We start from the raw sequence: 15,669 nt of genomic DNA, 5'->3' as shown, positions 1-15,669 counted from the left end.
TCCTCAGCGACGACCCACCACCCTGACGTCGCCCGGATGCTGATGGAGCGGGTAGGCGACCAGCACCTCGGGCTGCGTACCCGCGCCCGGGACTGGACATGGGATGAGGTGGTGCGGGAGAGCGCGGCACGCGGCGCGCTGGCGCAGTCGCTGCGACGGCCCGGTCCCTTCCACATCGGGGTCCTGCTGGAGAACACTCCTGAGTTCGTGTTCTGGCTGGGTGCAGCGGCGTTGTCCGGGGCCACCGTCGTCGGCATCAACCCGACTCGCCGAGGCCGAGAACTCGAGGCCGAGGTCCGCTACGTCGACTGCCAGCTCATCGTCACAGACCACAAAGGACGGGAGAAGCTCGCGGGCATCGACCTGGGCCTCACCGACGACAGATTTGTCATGGTCGACGCCGATTCGTACATCAACACGGTGTCCGAGCACGCCACCGAACCCTCCGTGGCAGAGGATGTCGACGCCACCACGCTGTTTCTGCTGCTGTTCACCTCAGGCACCACCGGCATGTCAAAAGCCGTGCGGTGCAGCCAGGGTCGGATCACGCGGCTGGCCTACTCGAACTGCGCGAAGTACGACATCGACAGGGACGACGTCTGCTATTGCTGCATGCCGCTGTTCCACGGCAACGCGTTGATGGGTCTGTGGGCACCGGCCCTGTCTCAGGGTGCCACGGTGGCCCTGGTGCCGAAGTTCACGGCCTCGGGCTTCATGTCGGACGTTCGGTATTATGGGGCAACGTATTTCACGTACGTGGGCAAGGCGCTCGGTTACCTGATGTCCACCGAGGAATCGCCCGACGACCTTGTGAACACGCTGACCCACGGGTTCGGCACAGAGGCGTCCCCCGGTGACAAGGCCGAGTTCGTCCGCCGTTTCGGGGCGAAGCTGTACGAGGCATACGGCTCGAGCGAGGGCGCAGGCTCGGTGAAGCTCGATCCCGATGCGCCCGCCGGCGCGCTGGGTCGGCCGGCCAACGACAACGTTGTCATCGTCGACCCGGAGACACTCCAGGAGTGTCCGCGCGCAGTGCTGGACGAGCACGGCCACGTCGTCAACCCCGATGTTGCCATCGGGGAGATGATCGACAAGGCCGGTGCCGCGCGATTCGAGGGCTACTACAAGAACGAATCGGCGGTCGCCGAGCGAATCCGCCACGGCTGGTACTGGACTGGCGACCTCGGATACATCGATGAAGCCGGATTCATCTACTTCGCCGGCCGCAAGGGTGACTGGATCCGGGTGGACGGGGAGAACACCTCTGCCCTGATGATCGAGCACATCCTGCGTCGCCACCCCAAGGTGATCGCCACCGGTGTATTCGCAGTTCCGGACCCCCGATCCGGTGACCAGGTGATGGCAGCCGTCGAAGTGTCCGACCTGGCCGACTTCGACCCGGATGAGTTTGCCGAATATCTCTCGGCGCAAGCGGATCTCGGGACCAAGGCGGCACCCCGGTTCGTCCGGGTGTCGACCGACCTCCCGGTCACCGGGTCGAACAAGGTGCTCAAACGTGCACTGCAGTCCGAGGGCTGGCGGTGTGAGGAGCCGGTGTTCCACTGGGTGGGTCGAGGAACGCCCCGGTACACGCTGATGACCGACGCCGATCGCCGAGTGCTCGAGCAGGACTTCCGCGACCACGGTCGCGCTCGCTTCCTCTGACTGCACGCCCCGACTCGACCTTGTGCCCCCTGAAATTCTCGAGGAGAACCACGATGGATCTGACCGAATCGCCTGAGCAGCAGCAGCTCAGGAAGGAATTGCGCGCCTACTTCTCCACGCTGCTCCCCGAAGACGAGCGCCGCGCTGCCGGAGAACAGGGTGTGGGCGGTCCGAGATTCCGTGAGATCGTCAAGATGCTCGGACGGGACGGCTGGCTGGGCATCGGCTGGCCGACGGAGTTCGGTGGCCAGGGCCGGTCGATCGAGGATCAGTTCGTCTTCTTCGACGAGGTTCAGCGCGCGGGATTGCCGTTCCCGTTTGTCACGGTCAACACCGTGGGGCCGACGCTGCAGAAGTACGGAACCGAAGAGCAGAAGGCGCGGTACCTCCCCGGAATTCTTTCGGGAGACACCGTTTTCGCGATCGGATACACCGAACCCGACGCGGGCACCGACCTCGCGTCCCTCAAGACCCGGGCAGTGCGCGACGGCGATGAGTGGGTGGTGGATGGCAACAAGATCTTCACCTCCGGTGCCAACACCGCCGACTATGTGTGGCTGGCTTGTCGGACAAACCCCGAAGCGTCGAAGCACAAGGGTATTTCGATCCTCATCATCCCCACCGACGACCCCGGCTTCTCGTGGTCACCGATCCCGACGGTCGGGGGACTGATGGTCACCTCGACCTACTACAGCGGAATCCGGGTCGGTGAGGACGCGCTGGTGGGGGATCTCAACGGCGGCTGGCGTCTGATCACCGCGCAGCTCAACCACGAGCGGATCGGACTGGCGGCCCTCGGTGGACGCACCGAGGGACTGTGGACCCAGGTGATCGACTGGGCGCGGGAGTCTGGTGCCATCGAGATTCCCTGGGTACAGCAAGAATTCGCGCGCACCCACGCCAAGCTTGTCGCGATGCGGTTGATGAACTGGAAGATGACGGCGGCGGTCGCCACCGATACCCTCTCTGGGGCAGACGCTGGATCGGCAAAGGTGTTCGGCACCGAAACCCACGTCGACGTGTACCGCACGCTGCTGGGCATCCTCGGCGCGGCAGGAAGAATCCGCCCCGACAACCCGGGTGCCGTCCTGGCCGGACAGATCGAGCAGATCTCCCGCCAAGGCGTTGTCAACACGTTCGGAGGAGGCGTGAACGAGGTGCTCCGCGACATGGTTGCGACCATCGGCCTGGGGACCGCGAAACTCGGACGGGCGAAATGATCGATACCCGGGTGCTCAACGAGTTCGTCGGGCGCGAACTCGTCCCGACCACGTGGGCACAGGACCCGGTGAACGAGCCCATGATCCGTCATTGGGTGGAGGCAATGGGAGACACCAACCCGATCTACCTCGATGACGCGGCCGCTCGCGGCACCGGACGTGCCGGAATCATCGCCCCTGCGACCATGGTTCAGGCATGGACGATGCGGGGATACGGGGCAACGATTGCCGGTGGCGCGGCCTCGGACACTGCTACCCAGCTGCTCGGCGTCCTCGCCGATGCGGGCTTCACCTCCGTGGTGGCAACAGATTCCGAGCAGGAATACTTCACCGAACTCCGACCCGGAACCCGGATCAATGTCACCGAGGTGATCGAATCGATCTCCCCGGAGAAGAAAACCGGGCTGGGCGTCGGACATTTCGTGACCACGCTCAAGACCTACCGCGACGAGGACGGCGAGGTTGTCGCCACACAGCGGTGGCGAACATTGCGGTTCCGGCCCGTGAAGAAGGAGAAACCCCGACCGCCACGGCCTCGTCCGGCGCTCAACCAGGACAACGCTTTCTGGTTCGAAGCCGCCAAGGAGCACCGTCTGGTGATCCAGCGATGTTCGAATTGCCTCACCCTGCGTCACCCGACCGGGCCCATGTGCGGGCAGTGCCGGTCGCTGGAGTGGGACACCATCGATGCCTCCGGCAAGGGCACTGTGTACAGCTTTGTGGTGAACCACCACCCGAAGATCGATGCCTTCGACTACCCGCTGATCGTCGCGGTGATCGAACTGGAAGAGGGCACCCGGCTGATCGCCAACATGGTCGGGGCGGCCCCGGAAGAAGTGACCATCGACATGCCGGTGGAGCTGGAGTGGATCGACGCAGATCCGGACCTGACGCTTCCCGCATTCCGGCCGTCTGTACCCGAGGAGAACTGATGGACTTCACCTTCAATGAAGAGCAAACCGCGATCGGTGACCTGGCTGCGAACATCTTCTCGCAGAGGTCCGGCATCGACCGTGTCAAGGCTGTCGAGTCCTCCGACGAGCGGATCGACCGCGACCTCTGGCGAGAGCTGGCACAGGCGGGACTGGTGGGAATCGCCCTACCCGACGAATTCGGTGGCGGCGCGATGGGTTTCAGTGAACTCTGCGTGGCGCTCGAACAGCAGGGACGATGCGTGGCACCGGTTCCGCTCTGGGAAACGGCGCTCGCCGCTGCGGCCATCGCACAATTCGGCACTGCGGAGCAGAAACGGATGTTTGTGGCACCGGCCGCCGCCGGCGAGATCTTTCTCACCGTCGGCATCGAGGAGTTCGGACCCCACGATCCGACCGAGCCGACGATGAGTGCCCGCGAAGGCGCGGCCGGGTCGTGGACGTTGCACGGCGCCAAAGCGGTTGTGCCGTCGGCGCACGTCGCCGCCGGCGTTGTGGTCTCGGCCGTGACCCCGGCAGGAACGGGTCTCTTCCTGGTCGACCCGGCCGATCCCGCGGTGCACGTGCAGAACAACGAGACGACCACCCGCGCGATCGCGGCCAACATGACCTTCGACGCCGCGCCGGCACAGCTGCTGGCGGGAGGCGATGCGGTCAACTGGCTCGTCGATCGGGTCGAGGTCGCCCTGGCCGCACTGCAAGTCGGAGTGGGTGCCGGGGCCGTCGAACAGGCGGTGACCTATCTGAACGGCCGCGAACAGTTCGGTCGTCCGCTGGCGACGTTCCAGGCGGTGAGCCACCAGTTGGCGGACTGCTACATAGATCTCGAGGCCATGCGTGTCACGTTGTGGCAAGCGGCCTGGATGCTGACGAACGGAGCTGCTCCGGGTACCGCCGTGCTGGTCGCCAAGTGGTGGGCAACCGACGCTGGTCAACGTGTAGTGCATCGAACCCAGCACGTCCATGGCGGAATAGGGGTCGACACCGACTACCCGGTGCATCGGCATCTGCTGTGGGGCAAACAGATCGCCGCATCATTGGGTGGGTCGAATGCCGACCTCGCGCGGCTCGGAGCGCAGCTTGCGCTGGGCGTGGCCTCGTGATCACCGATGTGGCGGTGGGTCACGAACTGCCGGAACTCGTTGTCCCGATCACGCGCACGATGATCGTGGCGACGGCCATCGCGAGTCGCGATTACCAGGATGTGCATCATGATCCGGCGCTGGCGGTCGAACGTGGATCCCCAGACGTGTTCATGAACATCCTTACGACCAATGGTCTTGTCGGGCGGTTCATCACCGACTGGGCGGGCCCCGGGGCATCGCTGCGCAAGGTCGCGATACGGCTTGGTGCGCCCAACTACCCCGGCGACACCATGACCCTCACCGGGAAGGTGATCGCGAACGACAACGGTGTGGTGTCGGTCCACGTCCGCGGCGTCAACAGTATCGGCGCGCATGTCACCGGCACTGTGACGGTCACCGTCATGAAAGGAGGCAGGTGATGTCCAGCCCACTGTCCGGGTCGGCGGCCATCGTCGGGATCGGGGCCACCGAGTTCTCCAAGAACTCGGGCCGAAGCGAACTGCAGCTCGCGTGTGAGGCGATCGTGGCAGCTCTGTCCGACGCAGGCATCGACCCATCCGAGGTCGACGGCCTCTCGACGTATACCGCCGAGACGAACGGCGAGGTGCTCGTTGCCCGCAACTGCGGGCTCGGTGAGTTGAAGTTCTTCTCCCGCATCGGATATGGCGGAGGAGCGGCGTGCGCGACCGTGCAGCAGGCCGCGATGGCGGTGGCGACAGGAGTCGCGGAGGTGGTGGTCTGTTATCGCGCTTTCAACGAGCGATCAGGCGTCCGGTACGGGCTGGGCCAACACGATCGACCGATGGACAGCACCGCAGACCGCGCCGCCTACGCGTGGATGACGCCTCAGGGACTGTCGACGCCGGCGCAGTGGGTCGCGATGTTCGCTCGGCGGTACATGCATGAACATGGCGCCACCAGTGAGGATTTCGGCCGGGTTGCGGTGGTGGCCCGCAAGCACGCGGCGAACAACCGCGAGGCGTGGTTCTACCGCCGGCCGATCACGCTCGACGACCATCAGAACTCGCGCTGGATCGCCGAGCCCCTACATCTGCTGGATTGCTGTCAGGAAACCGATGGGGGCCAGGCACTCGTCATCGTCTCGGCCGAGCGGGCCGCGACCCTCGACAACAGGCCGGCGCTCATCAAAGGCGCGGCACAGGGCAGCGGCAGGGATCAGCACATGATGACCAGCTACTACCGTCCCGACATCACCGGCATTCCGGAGATGGGTCTGGTGGGCCGCCAGCTCTACGCCCAGAGTGGGTTGGGACCCGAAGACATCGACGCTGCAATCCTATACGACCACTTCACACCTCTTGTGTTACCTCAGCTCGAAGAGCTGGGGTTCTGCGCCCGGGGTGAAGCGAAAGACTTCATCGCCGACGGCAACCTGGAGGTCGGTGGACTGTTGCCCTCCAACACTCACGGCGGACAGATCGGAGAGGCGTACCTGCACGGCGTCAACGGCGTAGCCGAAGCGGTCCGTCTCATCCGGGGAACGTCGACCAATCAGCCCGACACGGCCGAGAACATCATCGTCACCGCAGGCACCGCGGTTCCGACCAGCGGCCTCGTCCTCGGGGTGGCGTAGTGAAGAGCTGGGAGAACGCGGGCCGGTGGCGAGGCGTCGACCTAGGTACACGCACCGTGTCCTACGACGAACGCGATGCGATCATCTACGCGTTGGCCGTGGGCGCGAAAGCAACCGAGCTGGACCTGGTGTTCGAGGACCGACTGAGGGTGTTGCCGACGTTCGCGCTGACACTCGCGCAGTGGGCCCCGGACGAGCTCGGGTCGCGGGGTGCGTTCGATACCCGCACGGCACTGCATGGGTCACAACAGCTGACGGTACTGGCACCTTTGCCACGCAGCGGCGAGGTGACGCTGTCGGCATCGGTCGGCAATGTGTGGGACAAGGGCGCGGCAGCGGTCTTCGAGGTCGAGGTCCGCAGTGAGTACTTCATCGCGACGTGGTCGTTGTTCGCACCGGGCGCAGGAGGTTTCGGTGGCGAGCGAGGGCCGGCGAGACCGGTTGATGCGCAGGGCGATCCGACATTCGAATCCGTGTTGCACACGCGTGAGAACCAAGCGGCACTCTATCGACTCACCGGCGACCGGCACCACATCCACATCGACCCCGACGCGTCGGAGCGAATCGGTCAGCCGCGGCCCATCATGCACGGACTGTGCACCCTGGCCGCCGGAGCGCTGGAATGCGCGCGTCTGACCGGCGCACATCCAGCAGACCTGGCGAGTCTCGACGGCCGATTCGCAGCGGCACTCCATCCCGGTGAGTCCCCGGTGATACGGGCGTGGGGCGATGGCTCGGATCTCACGTTCGAACTCGTCAAGAACGGACGGCCGGCGATCTCGGGAGGCAGGGCGTCGTTTGCCGCCACGACGGGGGTACCGAGCGCGTCCCGTTGAGCGGGAGCGGCGGCGCACCGAAGCGCCCGTTCATCTAGTTTCGGCGAGTCGTGTCCACTCAGGGAGAGGCTAGACCGGCGATGACAACTGCTGTATCTGAACCTAATTCGCGGTCAGTGATGGTGACCGTGGCTGCCGTCGTCGAGGAGACGGCCGAAGCGCGGTCGTTGGTGTTCGACGTGCCCGCCGACCGTGGCGACGAGTTCAGATACAAGCCAGGGCAATTTCTCACCCTGCGTATCCCCAGCGACCGGACGGGGTCGGTTGCCCGGTGCTATTCACTGGCCAGTTCGCCGCTGACCGACGACCGACCGAAGGTCACCGTCAAGCGCACCGACGGTGGATACGGATCGCACTGGCTGTGCGACAACGTCAACGTCGGTGATGTCCTCGAAGTGCTGCCCCCGTCCGGCGTCTTCACCCCGGTGAATCTGGACGACGACTTGCTGCTGTTCGCCGCGGGCAGTGGGGTGACGCCGGTGATCTCCATTCTCAAGACAGCGCTGAGCGGAGGCGCCGGCAAAGTCGTTCTGCTCTATGCGAATCGGGACGAGAGCTCGATCATTTTCCGGCAAGAACTGCACGACCTCGCAACCCGGTTCGCTGACAGGTTGCTGGTGCTGCACTGGCTGGAGAGTGTGCAGGGTCGGCCGACCGTCGATCAGCTTGTGCCCCTTTGCTCGGCATTCGGGAACCACCGGGTGTTCATGTGCGGTCCCAAACCGTTCATGGACATGGTGCACAAGGCAACCGCGCGATCGGGCATCGCCCGGGGCCGAGTGCACGCCGAGGTCTTCACGTCACTGTCCGGCGATCCCTTTGCCGAGGTGGAGGTACCGGTGCTCTCCGAGGGTGATCACGGCGACGCGCCGACGGTATCGGTGAGTCTCGACGGTGAAGCGCACGAGCTGAGCTGGCCGCGGTCGGTTACGCTTGTCGACGTTCTGCTGTCCAAGGGACTGGATGTGCCGTACTCGTGCCGCGAGGGCGAATGTGGTTCCTGTGCATGCACTCTTGTCGACGGCGAGGTCGACATGGGTGATACGTCGATCCTCGATGAGGAGGACATCGCGGACGGCTACATCTTGGCCTGTCAGGCCCGCCCGCTCAGCGAGCACCTGACCATCGAGTTCTGATACAGCTCTACCTCACCCCGTGACGCGTGCCGCATTCCCGGCGTCGACCGGAATGACCGTACCGCTGATGTGCGCACTGGCCTTGTCGGTGAGGAACAGCACCACCCGGGTGATCTCGTCGGCTTCGAGCCACGGCACCGGCTGGGCGTGCAGTGATGCGAAGACGGGCTCGACGTCCTTGTCGGTCGGATGGTCTAGGTCGGGCCGCATCATCGCGTACAGGGCTTCGTTGTGAATCATCGGAGTCGAGATGTTGCCCGGGGCAATGGCATTCACAGTGATGCCATGCGATGCGAGATCAAGGGCAGCGCTCTTCGTCAGACCGATGACGCCCCACTTGGACGCGGCGTAGCCGACCATGCTGACGTTCCCCGCTCGGCCGAGCATGGAGGAGATCGTCACGATTCGACCGTAACCGCGCTTGATCATTCCCGGTGAGACTGCGCCGACGGTGTTGAAGACACCGGTGAGGTTGGACGAGATGACTTCTGACCATTGCTGCTCGGTCATCGACTGGACGGGCGCGGCGACCGAGACGCCGGCGTTGGCCACCGCGATGTCGATCCGTCCCAGTTCTGCTTCGGCCCGGCCGACCAGAGCGTCCATCGCCGGGCGATCGGCAGTGTCAGCTTTGACCGCAATGCACTGTCGTCCAGTGGCTTTCACAAGACGCACGGTCTCATCAAGGTCTGCTTCGGTGGCCAGCGGGTAAGCGACCGAAGGGCTGTCTTCACATCTGTCACACACCACGATGTCAGCGCCGCGTTCGGCGAAGGCGATGGCGTGGCTACGGCCCTGTCCGCGGGCGCCGCCGGTGATCAGGGCGACCTGTCCGTCGAAACGCTCTGTCATGTGCTGACTCCTTGTTGTTCGAGAGCTGACGCAGTGGTTTGCAGACCTACCGCAGTTTGATGATGCCGCCGTCTGCCATCAGAGTCTGCCCGGTCATGTACTTGGAATCCTCGGAAGCAAGAAAGACGACGATGGGTGCGATATCGGTCTCAGGGTCCCCGACACGTCCGAGGGGCACCTTGGCAGCCGATTCGGCGGCCCGCTCGGGGAAGGCCTTCTGCCAGGCCAGAACACCCTCGGTGGCCGCAAACGGACAGATCACGTTCACGCGGATGCCGTCGGCCGCCCACTCATTGGCGGCGACCCGGCTCACGCCCCGAATGGCTTCTTTGGCTGCGGCATAGGACGTCTGGGTCGGCATCCCTTCCAGGCCCGACCCGGAAGCGAAGTTGATCACCGAACCCGAGGCAGCCTTCAGCTGTTCGTAGCAGGCCTGCATGAGGTGCACCGTCGGGTAGAACCCGGTGTTGAAGGACAACTCGAACATCTCGGCGGTGTGGTCGACCAGCGACGCCTGGCGCGACGCATGGGCGTTGTTGACCAAGATGTCGACCGAACCGAAATGTGACACGGCGGTGTCGCGAATGGTCACCGCAGCTTGTGGTTTCGAGATGTCCACATTCAGGAATCGTGCTGACGGACCGAGGTCGCGTTCCAACTCGTGGCCGCGCTTGTCGTCGATGTCGGCGAACAGGACGCCTGCGCCCTGCTCGACGAACACGCGGGTGATAGCGCTTCCGATCCCGCCCGCGCCGCCCGTGACAATCGCCGTCTTTCCCTGCAGTTTCATGGTCTGTCCTCCGAAGTGAAGTCGATGTCGAGCTCGATGCAGGCCTCGTGCAACGCCTCGAGCTGGTCGCAGTAATGGGACACGCTGGTGGCCGAGATACTGACGCTCACGATGGTGGCCCCCATCTCCCTGCGCCGCTCCAGCGATCTGAGGGCACCCGACCGGTTGCCGAGTGGGTCGATGTGACTCGCGGGGAGGACCACCGTGAAGTCGTGGGGCAGTTCGGCGGCCTCGAGGAGCCGCTCGAGGTCGAGCAGCGGCAGGCCGAACGGAACCCATCCGTCTCCGAGCGTGACGGCACGGCGCAGAGAACGGAGCGTGCGTCCGCCGATCCACATCGGAACGTGCGGCTGTACTGCGTGGGGCTCGACGACAACATTGCCGAAGTCGTAATAGGGGCCGTGGTAGGCGGGGTTTGGACGAGAGAGCGAAGCCCGCAGCGCGGCGAGGGCGTCGTCGGCGATGCGACCCCGGCCGGCGAAGTCTGCACCGAGTGCGTCGAACTCTTCGCGCAAGCTGCCGACGCCGAGTCCCAGCACGAGGCGGCCGCCGCTGACCAGATCGAGGGTGCCGTACCGCTTGGCGATCTCGAGGGGATGGTGATAGCCGAGGACCAGCACCTGGGTGGCGAGTTTGATCCGGGACGTGTGCGCCGCAACGAAACCGAAGGTGGCGAGCGGGTCCCAGTAGGTACCCCCGCGTTCGGCGGCGACGTCGATGGGGACAGCGACGTGCTCGCTGCACGTGAGGTGGTGGTAGCCGAGTCGATCGGCCGTCTGGGCGATACGGATCAGCTCTGCGGGCCCGGCGTCGCGCTCCCATGCGGATGCGGTGGCCGGGTGCTGGACGACGATGGGTGATGTGATCCCGATACGCATGGCGGTCAGCGCACGCCTTCCAGTGTCACCGAGCGGTCGCGGGCACCGCTGTGGGTGGCGACGTACCTAGCGGGGTACTCACCACCGCCGTGGACGGCGAGGTCTGAACCATTGACGTAGGACGCCAATCGGCTCGCGAGGAACAGGCAGGCGTTGGCGATGTCGTCGGGGACGGCCATCCGGCCCATCGGGAGTGTGTTGATGACGGCTGCCCCGCCGTCGTCGCCGTATACCGAAGCCGCGCTCTCGGTGCGAATGAGACCCGTGGTGATGTGATTGATGCGCACGGCCGGCGCCCATTCCAGAGCCAGGGCTTTGGTGAGGACGAGCAGGCCGGCCTTGGCGGCGCTGTATGCGGCAGTGCCCGGCTGGGGGTCGTGGGCCGAGACACTGCCGATGTTGATGATGGAACCGCCCTCGGGATTGGCTTGCATCACCGAGTTCGCGGCTTGGGCGGCGTAAAAGGGCCCGAGGAGATTGAGTGCGAGGATCTTCTCGACAAACCGCGGCGAGACGGTGGCGGCGTCGGCATCGGGGGAGCCGCCGGCATTGTTCACCAGCACGTCGAGCCCACCGTGTGCCGCGACGGTGTCGTCGATCAAGCCGACTGCGTCCGAGTGATCCCGAACATCGGTGGCGCGGAACGATGCCGTCCGGCCGGCGTGGTGCGGCAGCGTGGCGGGGGTGTGCCGACCGCAGACCATCACGTCGGCACCGGCCTCTAGGAACGCCGTTGCCACGACGAATCCGATGCCTTTGGTGCCGCCTGTCACGACAACACTTCTGCCTGAGAAGTCCCAGTCGGTGCGCGGATCCATCAGCATCCTTTCCCAGTCGGTGCGCTGTGCGGCGCCTGACACGGACGCTAGATGTTGCGGTGGCCGTGGTTGGTCGAAGTCCCGTCCACCGGGATCTGAGCAGCGTCTCGGTGAACGGGAGTGCAGCACCGCCGGCAGAGCTCCGCCATTACCGTCCTTGCCCGTGAGATCTCGCGCCCCTGCCCGCGCAGCACCTGAGCAGATCTGACAGAACCTTGAAAGGAAGTGCAGCATGGGAACACTCGACGGCAAGGTGGCACTCATAACCGGAGCAGGTCAGGGGATCGGGCAGGGCATCGCGCTCGCCTTGGCCAAGGAGGGCGCTGCGATCGCCGTGGCCGGCCGAACGGAGTCCAAGCTGCTCGACACCTGTGCGATGCTGACCGATCTGCGCGCGCTTGCTGAACCGATCGTCTGCGACGTGAGCGATCGCGACGATATCGCGCGCGCGGTCGATGGCACGGTGGCCGCTCTCGGGTCGGTCGACATCCTGGTGAACAACGCCAACGACTGCAAGCCGGGCCCGATCCTGTCGATCGTCGACGAGGACTACGAACGGTCGTTTGCCACCGGGCCGCTCGCGACCCTTCGGATGATGCAGCTGTGCCATCCCCACATGAAGGCACGTGGCGGCGGCGTCATCATCAATCTCGTCACCTCAGCGGCGGTGCGCTGGGACGCAAGCAATTACGGCGCCTACGGGTCGATCAAAGAAGGCATGCGGTCGCTCACGCGGGCGGCAGCGTGCGAGTGGGGTGGTGACGCAATCCGAGTCCTGTCGGTCGCCCCGCACGCCGCGTCACCCGCCCTTGACCGGTGGATGGAGAAGAATCCCGAAGAAGCGGCTGCGTTTGTGGCGGGTATCCCGCTCGGCCGTGTAGGTGACCCCGAGAGCGACATCGGCCGGGCCATCGTCTTCCTGGTGGGGCCAGATGCCGGGTATCTCACCGGAGCGACCATCCCACTCGACGGTGGTCAATCACGTTGGGGATGAACCACATCGGTCGGCGACTATGACAGGGCTCCTCATCTGCAGCAGAGTACCGACAGTGTCTGCCGACAACCGCAGCTCGGTGACCTCTGTCCAAGGTGAAGAAGTGAACCACCGTCCGGTGCCCTGACCGTCACTGATGTAGGTGACCGCCACGGTGGACATCATCCAGCCACCGACGGTCCGAGAGACGCGGGAGCTGAGCCGAGAGCGCATACCTCAATGATGCAGTGATCCAGCGCACAGGTGCTGGCAAGTCTCATTGAGCGGAAGTCGCTGCGAGCAATGGTGATTGGAGTTCCTACCAGGAGCTGTTGAAGCGAGTGCCCGTCACATCGTACAAGTGGTGAATCGGGTCGTGTATGAAGTAGAGCGCGAGCGAGTCCACGGTGAACTCGCTGCCGTCACTGCGGCGGCCGCGTCGGCTGAGCGCTTCATCGGGGACGTTGGCGAACGCGTCTGCGAGTCGGGCAGCGCCCGCGGTCAATTCGTGGGACACCGCGGCCGGATCCTGGTCGTTGTAGCGTTCGGCAACTGCGGTGGCGTCCTGATCCCAATTCTCGAACGCCGGATTGTCCTGCGAGAGCATCGCCTCAAGGCGCTCGTCGAACTTGATGAACACATCTCGGACGTGGGCGGCGTACTCGAGCGGCGACCATGTGGAGTCGTCCGGTCTCCGGTGGGGATCAGACGCGGCCAGGGCCGGAGGCCATTGGGCGGAGTTGGCTCTGATCAGGTCCGGACTATCCCGGAAAGCTATCCTGGAGGGATCGAATCCGCAGTCGGGACATGGCCGTTCGAGCACCCACGTCCAGTTCTTGGTGTCGGGCACGATGGCCATGCAGTCTCCCGTCGTCAGGTGGTCTGCAGCCTATCGTTCTCCAGTGGGATGTGGTCCGATTTGCTCGCGATCGGGTGGTCAGGACGGTATGTCGAAGACGAGCAGTGCGCTCGATGCGGTCGCGACAGTCTTGCCGCTCTCATCGGTGATCTCCGCCTCGGCAAACGCCACCCGCCGCCCTGGCTTCTTCACCCAGCCGCGTGCTGTGAGCTGGCCCGAGTCGAGGGTGACTCCCCGCATGAAATTGACCTTGATCTCGATGGATGTGTAGCCGGTGCCGCGCGGCAAGGTGGAGTGCACGGCGCATCCCGCGGCCGAATCGAGCAGTGTGCAGATGATGCCACCGTGAACCGCGCCGATCGGATTGAAGTGAGACTCGTTGGGCTCGAGGGTGAATACGGCCGTGCCCGAGTCCACCGATGCCAACTGGGCGTCGATCAAACCGACGATGGGCGGTGCGGGAATCGTTCCGGCCGCCATGGCCTGCAGATAGTCCAGACCGGACATCTTCTGCGATGCGGCAGCGGGTTTCGACGGGTCGTGCCACGTGACGGTACGGGATCTGGGCTCACCCCACTCGGTGGATGCGAGCGCGTCACCCATGTGAGGGCCTGCTTCGGACGAATACTGCGGTCGGGATGGCCACCGCAGCGAACACTGCGGCGGCTACCAGTGCGCAGGTGTGGAATGCCGACGCAAACGCTTCGTCGGCGGGGCGGGTCAGCAAACCTGAAGCGAGCTGCGAGGTGAGTATCGACCCGAGCACGCTTGTGCCGAGTACCCCACCCAGCTGGCGGAACATGTTGACCGTGCCGCTGGCCATCCCTGCCTGTGCAGGCGCCACACTGTTCATGGCGGCAGCGGTGGCCGGCGCGATCAGTGAACCGAAGCCCACTCCGAGGACCACCAGTGCCACGGTCAGGTTTGTCCAACCCTCGTGCGGATGGACTCGCAGCAGCAGTAATGATCCGAGCGCTGTGATGATCAGCCCGGCGGTGAGCATGACCTTGAAACCGATGCGCGGCAACAACCGTGGCGCGATCGCGCTGATGGCAACGTAGGTGCCCATCAGGGCCAACAAATGCAGCCCGGTGCTCCAGGCGCTCAGCTTCCCTATCCTTTCGAGAAACAGCACGGAGATCAGGGACAGTCCGGTGAAACCGAAGAGCACCGTCGCGCTGACCACCATGACGGTGGAGAAGGACGCTGACCGAAACAAGCGCAGATCAAGCATCGGCGCGTCCGTCGACCGCTCGTAGGCAATGAAAAAGGCCAAGGCACAGTCGAATAGGATGATCGCGATGATCGCGTGGGTGGACCTGAAGCCACTGTGTGAACCGTCGATGACCCAGTAGGTGAGCGCGGCGATCGCTGTAGTGGCGGACAGCAGGCCGGGAACGTCGAGTCTGGCTCCCTGAAGCTTGCTGCGTGGCACAACAATCGGCGCGATGACCACGACCACGAGGGCAGCGATGGCGTTGACGAGGTAAACGGCATTCCAGGAGAATGCCCCGAGTAACGCTCCAGCTGACAGGGGCCCGATCGCGAGGCCGAGTCCGGAGCACGCAGCCCAGATGCTGATCGCCTCGGTCCGCTCCTTCGGGTCGGGGAAGCCGTTGCTGATGATGGCCAGACTGTTGGGCAGTACCAGCGCAGCTCCCACACCGGTGATCGCCTGAGCCACAAGGATCATGCCGCTGCTGTGCGAGAGGAATGATGAGAGGCTGCCGATCGACATGATCGCAGAGCCGGCGATGAACGCGGTTCGCCTGCCGATGACATCCCCGACGGTGCCCGCCGAGAGCACCAGGCTGGCAACCACCAACGCGAAGATGCTGGGGATCCACACCATCGTGGCACTGTCGGCATCGAGATCGGATTGGATCGCGGGCACGGCCGAAATGGTGGCCGTGATGTTCAGGAAGGTCAGCATCATGCCGAAGCACACCGCTGCCAGCGCAAACCACCGGGTGTTGTCGCTGCCGGTCGCCGGCGCGGCAGACTGACTACTAGTAAGCATAGTCAGAAGGT

At 64.7% G+C, this 15,669-nt stretch carries 16 protein-coding genes; 9 read left to right on the top strand and 7 right to left on the bottom strand.

The features are described 5' to 3' along the window. The first annotated feature begins 36 nt into the window (after positions 1–36). The 8 genes from CSW57_RS09225 (at position 37) to CSW57_RS09190 (ending at position 8,468) form a co-directional block, all read left to right on the top strand. On the top strand, positions 37–1,665 hold the full coding sequence (locus CSW57_RS09225) for an AMP-binding protein (RefSeq protein ID WP_223249244.1): 1,629 nt from the start codon (positions 37–39) through the stop codon (positions 1,663–1,665). A 53-nt stretch (positions 1,666–1,718) separates the two neighbouring features. Then, positions 1,719–2,885 carry an acyl-CoA dehydrogenase family protein gene (locus CSW57_RS09220; protein ID WP_099382538.1) on the top strand — a complete coding sequence of 389 codons (1,167 nt, stop codon included), beginning with the start codon at positions 1,719–1,721 and terminating at the stop codon, positions 2,883–2,885. Continuing rightward, complete coding sequence (locus CSW57_RS09215; RefSeq protein ID WP_099382537.1) at positions 2,882–3,817, top strand: bifunctional MaoC family dehydratase N-terminal/OB-fold nucleic acid binding domain-containing protein; 936 nt, start codon at positions 2,882–2,884, stop codon at positions 3,815–3,817. Before CSW57_RS09220 ends, CSW57_RS09215 begins: the two co-directional genes overlap by 4 nt. Then, positions 3,817–4,920: an acyl-CoA dehydrogenase family protein gene (locus tag CSW57_RS09210; protein ID WP_099382536.1), complete on the top strand. Its 1,104-nt coding sequence runs from the start codon at positions 3,817–3,819 to the stop codon at positions 4,918–4,920. Before CSW57_RS09215 ends, CSW57_RS09210 begins: the two co-directional genes overlap by 1 nt. After that, positions 4,917–5,321, top strand: coding sequence for a MaoC family dehydratase (locus CSW57_RS09205; protein ID WP_223249148.1), 405 nt, complete (start codon positions 4,917–4,919; stop codon positions 5,319–5,321). Before CSW57_RS09210 ends, CSW57_RS09205 begins: the two co-directional genes overlap by 4 nt. Then, positions 5,321–6,496: a lipid-transfer protein gene (locus CSW57_RS09200; RefSeq protein ID WP_099382535.1), complete on the top strand. Its 1,176-nt coding sequence runs from the start codon at positions 5,321–5,323 to the stop codon at positions 6,494–6,496. The genes CSW57_RS09205 and CSW57_RS09200 overlap by 1 nt, the downstream gene beginning before the upstream one ends. Next, positions 6,496–7,332 (top strand): MaoC/PaaZ C-terminal domain-containing protein, encoded by an 837-nt coding sequence (locus CSW57_RS09195; RefSeq protein WP_099382534.1) that lies wholly within the window; start codon positions 6,496–6,498, stop codon positions 7,330–7,332. Before CSW57_RS09200 ends, CSW57_RS09195 begins: the two co-directional genes overlap by 1 nt. A gap of 80 nt (positions 7,333–7,412) precedes the next feature. Next, the gene (locus tag CSW57_RS09190) at positions 7,413–8,468 is read left to right on the top strand and encodes a ferredoxin--NADP reductase (protein ID WP_099382533.1); all 1,056 of its coding nucleotides are present in this window, start codon (positions 7,413–7,415) and stop codon (positions 8,466–8,468) included. Between the two features lie 12 nt (positions 8,469–8,480). Here the strand turns inward: CSW57_RS09190 and CSW57_RS09185 are convergent, their stop codons facing one another. The 4 genes from CSW57_RS09185 to CSW57_RS09170 are packed head-to-tail and all read right to left on the bottom strand — an operon-like array spanning position 8,481 to position 11,806. Continuing rightward, a complete protein-coding gene (locus CSW57_RS09185) occupies positions 8,481–9,320 on the bottom strand; it encodes a mycofactocin-coupled SDR family oxidoreductase (RefSeq protein ID WP_099382532.1) in 840 nt (279 codons plus the stop codon). Positions 9,321–9,366: 46 nt separating this feature from the next. Continuing rightward, positions 9,367–10,110 (bottom strand): SDR family NAD(P)-dependent oxidoreductase, encoded by a 744-nt coding sequence (locus tag CSW57_RS09180; RefSeq protein WP_099382531.1) that lies wholly within the window; start codon positions 10,108–10,110, stop codon positions 9,367–9,369. Next, the gene (locus CSW57_RS09175; protein ID WP_099382530.1) at positions 10,107–10,988 is read right to left on the bottom strand and encodes a TIGR03619 family F420-dependent LLM class oxidoreductase; all 882 of its coding nucleotides are present in this window, start codon (positions 10,986–10,988) and stop codon (positions 10,107–10,109) included. The genes CSW57_RS09180 and CSW57_RS09175 overlap by 4 nt, the downstream gene beginning before the upstream one ends. A gap of 5 nt (positions 10,989–10,993) precedes the next feature. Beyond that, complete coding sequence (locus CSW57_RS09170) at positions 10,994–11,806, bottom strand: SDR family oxidoreductase (RefSeq protein WP_099383260.1); 813 nt, start codon at positions 11,804–11,806, stop codon at positions 10,994–10,996. Between the two features lie 232 nt (positions 11,807–12,038). Between CSW57_RS09170 and CSW57_RS09165 the strand changes: the two genes are divergently transcribed. Further along, on the top strand, positions 12,039–12,800 hold the full coding sequence (locus tag CSW57_RS09165; protein ID WP_099382529.1) for an SDR family NAD(P)-dependent oxidoreductase: 762 nt from the start codon (positions 12,039–12,041) through the stop codon (positions 12,798–12,800). A 298-nt stretch (positions 12,801–13,098) separates the two neighbouring features. Here CSW57_RS09165 and CSW57_RS09160 read toward each other — a convergent pair whose 3' ends face one another. From CSW57_RS09160 to CSW57_RS09150, 3 genes are all read right to left on the bottom strand, one after another. Then, positions 13,099–13,638: a DinB family protein gene (locus tag CSW57_RS09160; RefSeq protein WP_099382528.1), complete on the bottom strand. Its 540-nt coding sequence runs from the start codon at positions 13,636–13,638 to the stop codon at positions 13,099–13,101. 78 nt (positions 13,639–13,716) lie between these two features. Continuing rightward, positions 13,717–14,241 carry a PaaI family thioesterase gene (locus tag CSW57_RS09155; RefSeq protein WP_099382527.1) on the bottom strand — a complete coding sequence of 175 codons (525 nt, stop codon included), beginning with the start codon at positions 14,239–14,241 and terminating at the stop codon, positions 13,717–13,719. Next, positions 14,234–15,658: an MFS transporter gene (locus CSW57_RS09150; protein WP_099382526.1), complete on the bottom strand. Its 1,425-nt coding sequence runs from the start codon at positions 15,656–15,658 to the stop codon at positions 14,234–14,236. Before CSW57_RS09150 ends, CSW57_RS09155 begins: the two co-directional genes overlap by 8 nt. Positions 15,659–15,669: the final 11 nt, after the last annotated feature.

The sequence above is a fragment of the Williamsia muralis genome (genome assembly GCF_002735905.1).
Classification (GTDB): Bacteria; Actinomycetota; Actinomycetes; order Mycobacteriales; family Mycobacteriaceae; genus Williamsia; species Williamsia muralis_A.
This window is presented reverse-complemented; position numbering and strand designations above follow the sequence as displayed.